The 9,821-nt window shown below is 66.3% G+C and carries 6 protein-coding genes; all 6 read left to right on the top strand.

Annotation, left to right across the window (positions count from 1 at the left end; translation table 11 throughout):
• Positions 1-32 precede the first annotated feature (32 nt).
• Positions 33-1,031: a sterol desaturase family protein gene (locus tag AC6H42_RS01995; RefSeq protein WP_057153488.1), complete on the top strand. Its 999-nt coding sequence runs from the start codon at positions 33-35 to the stop codon at positions 1,029-1,031.
• On the top strand, positions 1,028-1,867 hold the full coding sequence (locus AC6H42_RS01990; protein ID WP_057153489.1) for an EI24 domain-containing protein: 840 nt from the start codon (positions 1,028-1,030) through the stop codon (positions 1,865-1,867). Before AC6H42_RS01995 ends, AC6H42_RS01990 begins: the two co-directional genes overlap by 4 nt.
• Positions 1,868-1,876: 9 nt before the next feature.
• Positions 1,877-2,662 carry a competence/damage-inducible protein A gene (locus tag AC6H42_RS01985; protein ID WP_057153490.1) on the top strand — a complete coding sequence of 262 codons (786 nt, stop codon included), beginning with the start codon at positions 1,877-1,879 and terminating at the stop codon, positions 2,660-2,662.
• A 330-nt stretch (positions 2,663-2,992) separates the two neighbouring features.
• Positions 2,993-6,148, top strand: a complete 3,156-nt coding sequence (locus AC6H42_RS01980; protein WP_229418068.1) for a transglycosylase domain-containing protein — start codon at positions 2,993-2,995, stop codon at positions 6,146-6,148.
• 98 nt (positions 6,149-6,246) lie between these two features.
• Complete coding sequence (locus AC6H42_RS01975; RefSeq protein WP_373888156.1) at positions 6,247-7,599, top strand: TAXI family TRAP transporter solute-binding subunit; 1,353 nt, start codon at positions 6,247-6,249, stop codon at positions 7,597-7,599.
• Positions 7,600-7,743: 144 nt separating this feature from the next.
• Positions 7,744-9,821 (top strand): TonB-dependent receptor plug domain-containing protein (locus tag AC6H42_RS01970; protein WP_497547305.1); only part of this gene is annotated, 2,078 nt, incomplete at its 3' end.

Genomic DNA, 9,821 nt, shown 5'->3' with positions numbered 1-9,821 from the left:
CCCACAGCAACAGACAAAAATAAGCATAGCGCATGATTCAACTGTTAAGCGACTGGCTCGGCGCCGCCCAGGGCTGGCTGTTCGAAACCGTGATCCAGCCCATCCTGTTCTACGGCGGCCTGGGCGACATCACCGAGGAAGCCTTCGAGGGCACTGAATGGCTGCTGATCGGCCTGGCCGAAATGGTGCTGCTGTTCCTGGTGCTGCGGCCGCTGGAAGCGATGATCCCGGTGCACAAGTTCACCGACCCGCGCGCGCGCTGGAACGATTTCATCTACACCGTGCTGCACCGCCTCGGCCTGTTTACGGTGCTGATCTTCTTCACGCTCGACCCGCTGCTGGACCACCTGAATGCCTTGCTGCGGCTGGAGGACGTGCGCCCCTTCAACCTGGAGAACCTGTTCCCGGACATGGGGCCGCTGTGCAGCTTCGTGCTGTACCTGCTGGTGCTGGACTTCGTCGATTACTGGTACCACCGCGCCTCGCACCAGGTCAACTGGTGGTGGGGCCTGCACAGCCTGCACCATAGCCAGATGAATATGAACTTGTGGAGCGACGACCGCAACCACGTGCTGGACGACCTGCTGCGCGACGTCGTCATGGGCCTGGTGGCGCTGGCCATCGGCGTGCCGCCGGCGCAATACGTGCTGCTGGTGTCGCTGTCGCGCATCGTGCAAAGCCTGCAGCACGCCAATGTGCGGCTGCACTTTGGCGCCATCGGCGAGCGCCTGCTGGTGTCGCCGCGTTACCACCGCATGCACCATGCCATCGGCGTCGGCCACGAATCGAAGGGCAGGGGCACGCTGGGCGGCTGCAACTTCGCGGTGCTGTTCCCGGTCTGGGACATGCTGTTTCGCACCGCCAACTTCACGCCGCAGTTCGTCCAGACCGGCATCCGCGACCAGCTGCCGCACACCGCGCCGGACGGCAGCGTGACCCCGGGCCGTGACTACGGGCGCGGCTTCTGGCAGCAGCAGTGGCTGGGCCTGAAGCGCATGGTGCACAATTTTGGCAAGGAACCGACGCAATGAAGAGTGTGCTGAACGCATACGGCCGCGCGCTGCTGTCGCAGCTGCACGGCAAGATGCTGGTGCTGAGCATCGTGCCCTTCCTGCTGTCGGTGGCGCTGTGGGCGGTGCTGCTGTATTTCTGCCTGCAGCCCATGGTGGACTACCTGCACCTGCAGTTCGTCGCGCACGACCTGTTCGGCAGCAGCACCAGCTGGCTCAACGCCCTCGGCCTGGGCGTGCTGAAGACCGTGGTGCCGCCGCTGATCGCCATGCTGACGCTGCTGCCGCTGATGATACTGACCGCGCTGATCTTCATCGGCGTGGCCGCCATGCCCTTCGTGGTGCGCCACGTGGGCGGGCGCCACTATCCGCAACTGGAAAAAAAGCGCGGCGGCAGCATCGCCGGCAGCGTGGCGGCTGCGCTGGGCGGCTTCGCCATTTTCGTGCTGGCGTGGTTCCTGGCGTTGCCGCTGTACCTGTTCCCGCCGGCCGCGCTGGTGGTGCAAGTGCTGCTGTGGGGCTGGCTGACGCAGCGCGTGATGACCTACGACGCGCTGGCCGACTACGCCAGCGAGGAAGAGCGCGCCGAGCTGCGGCGCGCGCACCGCTGGCAGCTGATGGCGATCGGCGTGGTGTCCGGCGTGGCCGGCGCCATTCCCGGCGTGGTGTGGGTGGGCGGCGCCACCATCGCGGTGGTGTTCTTCCCCTTCCTTGCGGCCGCGTCGATCTGGCTGTACGTGCTGATATTTATCTTCACCGGTTTGTGGTTTGAGTATTATTGTCTGGAGGCGCTGCAGCAGCTGCGGCGGCGGCATGAACACAGCACGCAGCGTGCGGTGGAATCCCAATCTGAATAGGGCAGGACTATGGCTATTGGACTGATCATCATCGGCGACGAAATCCTGTCGGGCAAACGCGTCGACCAGCATTTCCCCAAAGTGGTGCAGCTGCTGAGCGCGCGCGGCCTGCAGCTGGGCTGGGCCGAATACCTGGGCGACGACCCGGCCCGCATCACCGCCGCGCTCCGGCGCAGCTTTGCCAGCGGCGACATCGTGTTTTCCTGCGGCGGCATCGGCGCCACGCCGGACGACCACACGCGCCAGGCGGCGGCCGACGCGCTGGGCCTGCCGCTGGTGCTGCACGAGCAGGGCAAGCAGAATATCCAGCAGCGCATCCTGCAAATGGGGCGCGAAGCGGGCCAGCAGGTCGACTTGAACTCGGCGGAAAACCTGCACCGCCTGAAGATGGCCGAATTCCCGGACGGCGCCGCGCTGGTGCCCAACCCCTACAACAACGTGGCCGGCTTCGCCATCGGCAACCACTACTTCGTGCCGGGTTTCCCGGTGATGGCCTGGCCGATGATCGAATGGGTGCTCGACACCCATTACGCCGACCTGTTCAACCGCGAGCCGCGCGCCGAGCACGGCACCCTGGTGTACGAGGCGGCCGAGTCGGCGCTGACGCCGCTGATGGTGGCGCTGGAGGCGCAGTACCCGCGCATCAAGGTGTTCAGCCTGCCCAGCGTGGGCGACGCCAACACCCGCCGCCACATCGAGCTGGGCGTGAAGGGCGAGCCGGGTCAGGCGGCCGAGGCGTACGCGCAAATGTGCGCGGAGCTCGATCGCCTGCAGGTGGAATACGTGCGCTTGTAAGACGTGGGATGACAGCTGTGTGACCGGCGCATTACAGCTCAGCCGTATACGTTGTTTTTTTGCGAAAATGCCCGGCCGCAGATCAAATAATCAGCGTACCGGCCTGTGCGTCCGTTGCCGATGTGGTGCAATGGATAGCAAGAGCAGGTACCACTGAATCACCACGGCAAAGCAATATTAAGCAAGATCATGGCAAGCAACCCAGGCAATCGTCGTTTCCGCAGGCCCCTCATTGTTGCGCGCGCAGTGCGCAAGTTGCGCGCAGGCGCAACCGTATTCGGATTGAGCCGCCGCAGCCGCCTGCGCGTGGTGCCGCCGCCGCAGACCGCCGTGCTGCTGCACGCGCAGGCCGCCGGCCCCGATCCGGCCGAACCGGCCAAGCCGAAGGGCAAGCGCACCCGCAACGCCCTGGTCCTGTTGCTGCTGGTGCTGCTGTCGCTGGCGGTGTGGTGGCTGCTGCAGGAAATGCGCACCTCGTCGATGCAGGCCCGGTTCTTCTCGGACCTGGCGGGCAAGGTCAACTACAAGGTCGAACCCGGCCCCAGCAAGGCGATCCGCTTCCCGCACGACAGCCCGTATGACGAGCGCCTCGGCTACGCCAACCTGCCGGACTACCTGGGCAAGCTGAAAACGCGCGACTACGAAGTGGCCGCGCAGGCGCGCTTCTCGCCCAAGATGATCGAGCTGTCCGACATGGGCATCTTCGCCACCTACCGCGAGAAAACCCGCACCGGCCTGAATATCGTCGACTGCCGCGCCGAACCCCTGTTTAGCGCCAGCTACCCGGAGCGCATCTATCCCGGCTTCAAGGAAACCCCCACCGCGCTGGTGCAAAGCCTGCTGTTCATCGAGAACCGCGAGCTGCTGGACAATACCTATCCGAAGCGCAACCCGGCCGTCGAGTGGGACCGCCTGAGCAAGGCGGTGCTGGAGAAATCCGTCAGCGCCGTGGCCGGCGGCCAGCGCGCCGCCGGCGGCAGCACGCTGGCCACCCAGATCGAGAAGTACCGCCACTCGCCGGAAGGGCGTACCGGCTCGATGAAGGACAAGCTGCAGCAGATGATCTCGGCCACCCTGCGCGCCTACCAGTACGGCCCGGACACCACCGAGGTGCGGCGCCAGATCGTGGTGGACTACCTGAACACGGTGCCGCTGTCGGCCAAGCCGGGCTACGGCGAAGTGAACGGCATCGGCGACGGCATGTGGGTCTGGTACGGCCGCGACTTCAACGAGATCAACCGCCTGTTGGGCGGCAAGATGGACCAGCCGGGCAGCGCGCTGGCCTTCAAGGAAGCGCTCAGCCTGCTGATCGCGCAGCGCCGCCCCAGCTACTACCTGGGCGCCGGCGACGCCGACCTGGAAACGCTGGCCAACAGCCATCTGCGGGTGCTGGCGCAGGCCGGCATCATCACCCCCGCGCTGCGCGACGCGGCGCTGAAAGTGCGCCTGCATCCGGCTGCCGGCAACGGCCTGGCCGACACGCCCGACATGTCCTTCGTCGAACGCAAGGCCTCGAACTCGGTGCGCAACCACCTGGCCAACTTGCTGGGCGATAACCGCATGTACAACCTGGACCGGCTGGACCTGAACGTGGTCAGCACGCTGGACGCGCGCGCCCAGCGCGCCGTCACGCAAGTGCTGCGCGACCTGCGCGACCCCGAGATGGCCAAGGCCGCCGGCCTGACCGGCAAGGGCATGCTGGGCAACGGCGATCCGGCCAATGTGGTGTACAGCTTCACCCTGCTGGAAAAAGGCGAGGGCACCAACTACCTGCGCCTGCAGACCGACAATTTCGACCAGCCGCTGGACATCAACGAAGGCGCCAAGCTGGACCTGGGCTCGACCGCCAAGCTGCGCACCCTGGTGACCTACCTGGACATCATCGACCAGCTGCACAAGCGCTACAAGGACATGAGCCCCGAGCAGCTGGGCAAGCAGGTGCTGGCGCCGCAGGACCGCCTGAGCCAGTGGGCGGTAGCCTATTTCCAGGAGCACCCGTCCGACAAGCGCGGCCTGTCCGACATGCTGGCCGAAGCCATGGAACGCAAATACTCGGGCAACCCCGGCGAAGGCTTCTTCACCGGCGGCGGCGTGCACACCTTCGGCAACTTCTCGAAAGAGGACGACAGCCGCATCCTGACCGTGCGCGAAGCGCTGCGCCGCTCCACCAACCTGGTGTTCGTGCGCCTGATGCGCGACGTGGTGAAGTACTACATGTTCCAGGCGCCCGGCTCCTCGGCCTCGCTGCTGGCCGACGCCGACGATCCGCGCCGCGCCGAATACCTGGCGCGCTTCGCCGACAAGGAAGGCAAGGAATTCCTGTACCGCTTCTATTCCAAGTACCGCGGCAAGCCGAAGGCGGAACTGGACAAGATCCTGGTGGCCAGCATCCGACCGACCCCGGTGCGGCTGGCCAATATCCACCGCACCCTGTTCCCCAACGCCACGGTGGAGGAATTTGCCGCCTACCTGAACGCCAACCTGCCGTCGCAGAACGAAATCCAGGACGACCGTGCGGCCAAGATGTACGAGCAGTACGCGATGGACAAGTGGTCGCTGGCCGACCGCGGCTACCTGGCCAATGTGCACCCGCTGGAGCTGTGGCTGGTGGCCTACCTGCGCAACAACGACGGCGCCACCATGGCGCAGGCGGTGGCGGCCAGCGAGAAGGAACGCCAGGAGGTGTACCAGTGGCTGTTCAAGACCCACCGCAAGCACGCCCAGGACAAGCGCATCGCCGGCCTGGTGGAGATGGAGAGCTTCATGGCCATCCACCGCCAGTGGAAGAAAATGGGCTACCCCTTCGAATCGCTGGTGCCGTCCTACGCCACCACGCTGGGCGCCTCGGCCGACCGGCCGTCTTCGCTGGCCGAGATGATGGGCATTATCATCAACGGCGGCGTGCGCCAGAGCAGCCAGCGCATCACCTCGCTGCACTTCGCCTCCGGCACGCCGTATGAAACCCTGGTCAAGCGCGGCAAGCCGACCAGCAACGAGCAAGTGCTGTCGCCCGAAGTGGCGCGCGCGGCTGCGGACGCGATCCGCGAAGTGGTGTCGGACGGCACCGCCAAGCGCGTCAAGGCCGCCTTCGTCGGCGCCGACGGCGCCATCATTCCCGTCGGCGGCAAGACCGGCACCGGCGACCAGCGTTTCGAAGTGTATGGCGGCGGCGGGCGGCTGATCGAATCGCGCTTCGTGAACCGCTCGGCCACCTTCGTGTTCAACATCGGCGAGCGCTTCTTCGGCAGCATGACCGCTTATGTGCACGGGCCCGAATCGAAGAACTACGACTTCACCAGCGCGCTGCCGGTGCAGCTGCTGGTGGTGCTGGCGCCCAGCCTGATGCCGCTGATCGAACCGAACGCCGCGCCGAAAGCCGGCGTGGTGGCGGCGGTGCACAATCCGGCGGCGGCCGGCGGCGCCAAGCCCGTGCTGGCGCCTGCGGCGGGCGGCGCCACGCCGCCGCTGCGCGCCTGCGGCGGCTGATGCCCGTCCGGCGGGTTGCGGTGCTGCGCACCTGACCCGCCGCCGCCAAACCGCGCAGCGCTTGCATGTTCGGCCATTTGTTGGCATGGTGTCATCCCATGAAACCCATGCGCCACCACATGACCAAAGTGACCAAGATCCTCAAGTTCTCGCGCTTTTCCGTGCGCGACCTGATCGTCACCGCCGCCCCCACCATCCTCATCATTGCCGCCGCCTGCGCGCTGGCCTATGTGCTGGTCGATCCCGCGCCGCCGCGCGTGGTCACCCTGTCCACCGGCCAGGAGAACGGCGCCTACGAAGCCTTCGGCAAAAAGTACGCCGACCTGCTCGGCAAGCACGGCATCAAGGTGGTGCTGAAGCCGTCCATGGGCTCCTACGAAAACCTGCAGCGCCTGGGCGCCGGCGAAGCCGACATCGCCTTCCTGCAAAGCGGCACCACCAGCCAGGACGAGGCGGAGCGGCGCGGCCTGGTCTCGCTGGGCAGCCTGTTTACCGAACCGCTCTGGCTGTTCCTGCGCGAAGACGTCAAGATCAAGGACCTGACGCAGCTGAAAGGCCTGCGCATCAACCTGGGGCCGGAAGGCAGCGGCGCGCCGCGCCTGTTCAAGCAGGTGCTGGAGGCGAACGGCCTGGAGCCGTCCGAGCTCAAGGTGAGCTCGCTGGCCAACACCCCCGCCACCGTGGAGCTGCTGGAAAAGCGCATCGACGGCCTGGTGTTCAGTTCCGCGCCGGACGCGCCGCTGATCCAGATGCTGCTCATCACGCCCGGCATCAAGCTGTTCGACTTCACGCAAGCCGAAGCCTACACGCGCCGCCTGCCGTTCCTGACCCACGTGGTGCTCCCGCGCGGCATCGTCGACCTGGGGCGCGACCTGCCGTCCAAGGATTACCACCTGATCGCCCCCACCGCCACGCTGGTGGCGCGCGAGGACCTGCACCCGGCGCTGGTGGACCTGCTGGTGCAGGCGGCCAGCACCATCCACGGCGGCGCCGGCTGGTTCCAGCAGCAGGGCCAGTTCCCGTCGCCGAAATACAGCGAGATCCCGGTGGCGGAGGAAGCGGCCAAGTTCTACAAGGATGGCCCGCCCTTCCTGCAGCGCTACATGAGCTTCTGGCTGGCCACCTTCTTCGACCGCATGTGGGTGGTGGTGGTGGCGCTGGGCGCGCTGATCCTGCCGCTGTCGAAGGTGGTGCCGCCGCTGTATGTGTGGCGCATCCGCTCGCGCGTGTTCCGCTGGTACGGACAGCTGCGCACGGTGGAGCAGGCGCTGGCCGCCGCGCCGGAAGGCCGGCGCACCCAGGTCTACGCCGAGCAGCTCGAGCACCTGAACGACATCGAGGAAAAGGTCAACCAGATCTCGATCCCGCTGTCCTTCGCGGACGACCTGTACGGCCTGCGCAGCCACATCAACCTGGTGCGGCAGCGGATACTGGGCGCGCATGCGGAGTAGGGGCATGTATCTGATGCTCGCTAAGTAATATTACTTAATTGTTACAGCCGCGCGACACCCGGCTTGCAATTGCTTTGACTTTCCAATTTTGACGCGGTGATACTAAGGAGGCATAAGAAAAATTCAACCACACCAGGAGTAGCAATGCAGAGAAATCACGTCCTTGCTGTAGCCATCGCCTCGCTGTTCGCCTCCGGCCACGCCGCCGCGCAATCCACCCCAGCTCCTTCCGATAACGCCGCCACCGTGGTCGTCACCGGCACCCGCGTCGCCAACCGCACCGCGCTCGACACCGCCTCGCCGGTCGACATTATCGGCGCCGACGCCATCAAGAACACCGGCGTGCCCGAGATCGCGCAAGCGCTGTCGGTGGCGCTGCCGTCGCTGAACTTCCCGCGTCCCGGCCTGGCCGACGGCACCGACACCGTGCGCCCTGCCACGCTGCGCGGCCTGGCGCCGGACCAGACCCTGGTGCTGGTGAATTCCAAGCGCCGCCACACCTCCTCGCTGGTGAACCTGAACGGCACCATCGGCCGCGGCTCGTCCTCGGTGGACATGAACACCATCCCGGTGGCGATGCTGAAAAATATCGAAGTGCTGCGCGACGGCGCCTCGGCCCAATACGGCTCGGACGCCATCGCCGGCGTGGTCAACCTGCGCCTGCGCACCGACAAGACCGGCGGCGAATTTACTGCCACCTACGGCCAGCGCCGCACCGAATACGATTTCATCGCCGGCGCGCCGCCGGCCGGCGCCACCTGGGGCACCGAGACCTCGCGCAAGCGCAACGACGGCGGCACGGCCACCGTCAGCGGCTGGAAAGGCCTGACGCTGGGCGAGAGCGGCTACCTGACCATCGCCGCAGAATACAAGGACCAGGAGCACACCGAGCGCAGCGGCTACGACGTGCGCCAGCAGTACCCGCTGGTAAACGGCGCCTTCGACCCGCGCGAGAAGACCATCAACCGCTACAACGCCTGGTACGGCGAGCCGGAGCTGAAGCAGGCCACCCTCTTCGCCAACGCCGGCTACGCGCTGGAAGGCGGCGCCAAGCTGTATGGCTGGACCAGCTACCAGAAACGCGAAGCGCGTTCGGCCGGCTTCTTCCGCCGCGCGCTGCAGGACCAGAACATCATCGCGGTCTACCCGGACGGCTTCCTGCCCATCATCGCGCCGGACGTGGACGACTACAGCGCCACCGGCGGCGTGACCTGGCAAGCCGGCGCCTGGGACATGGACGCCTCCATCGGCTACGGCAAGAACAAGATGCAGTACACCATCGAGAACACGCTGAACCGCTCCATCGGCGCGTCCAGCAAGACCCAGTTCGACGCGGGCGGCTTCTGGTACGACCAGCTGACCCTGAACCTGTCGGGCGTGCGCCAGATCGAAGTCGGCCTGGCCTCGCCGCTGAACGTGGCGGTGGGCGCCGAAGCGCGCCGCGAAGGCTACAAGCTGTTTGCCGGCGAAGCCGATTCCTGGCGCTACGGCGGCCAGGTGCTGGCCAACGGCACCCCGGCCGCGCCCGGCGCGCAAGTGTTCCCCGGTTTCCGTCCCGCCGACGAATCGGACAACTCGCGCAAGGCCTACAGCGCCTACGTCGACCTGGAAGCCAATTTGACCAAGCAGTTCCTCGGTTCGGTGGCCATCCGCGGCGAGCACTTCTCCGACTTCGGCAACAGCGTGTCGGGCAAGCTGGCCGGCCGCTACGACTTCGTGCCCGAGTTCGCGCTGCGCGGCTCGGTGCAGAACGGCTTCCGCGCGCCGTCGCCGCAGCAGCAGTTCTTCACGTCGACCTCCACCAACTTCATCAACGGCGTGCCGTTCGAGATCACCACCTTCAAGCCCAGCCACCCGGCCGCCATCGCGCTGGGCGCCAAGCCGCTGGATGCCGAGAAATCGGTCAACTTCTCGCTCGGTTCGGTGATGCGCTTCGGCGCGGTGAGCGTGACGGCGGACGCCTTCCACATCAAGATCAAAGACCGCATCGTGCTGTCCGAGAACCTGACGGCGGCCAACGTGCGCGACTTCCTGACCAAGCAAGGCTTCATCGGCGTGGGCGGCGGGCGCTTCTTCATCAACGGCGTGGACACCACCACCAAGGGCATCGACATCGTCACCAGCTGGCCGGTGCAGACCAACGGCTACGGCAAGCTCGACTTCACGGTGGCCGGCAACTACACCAAGACCGACGTGACCAAGGTGCCGGTGACGGCGCAGCT

The sequence above is a fragment of the Massilia sp. NBRC 108631 genome, assembly GCF_059704565.1.
Note: the sequence above shows the minus strand (reverse complement) of the source record. Positions and strands in the feature narration are given on the sequence as shown.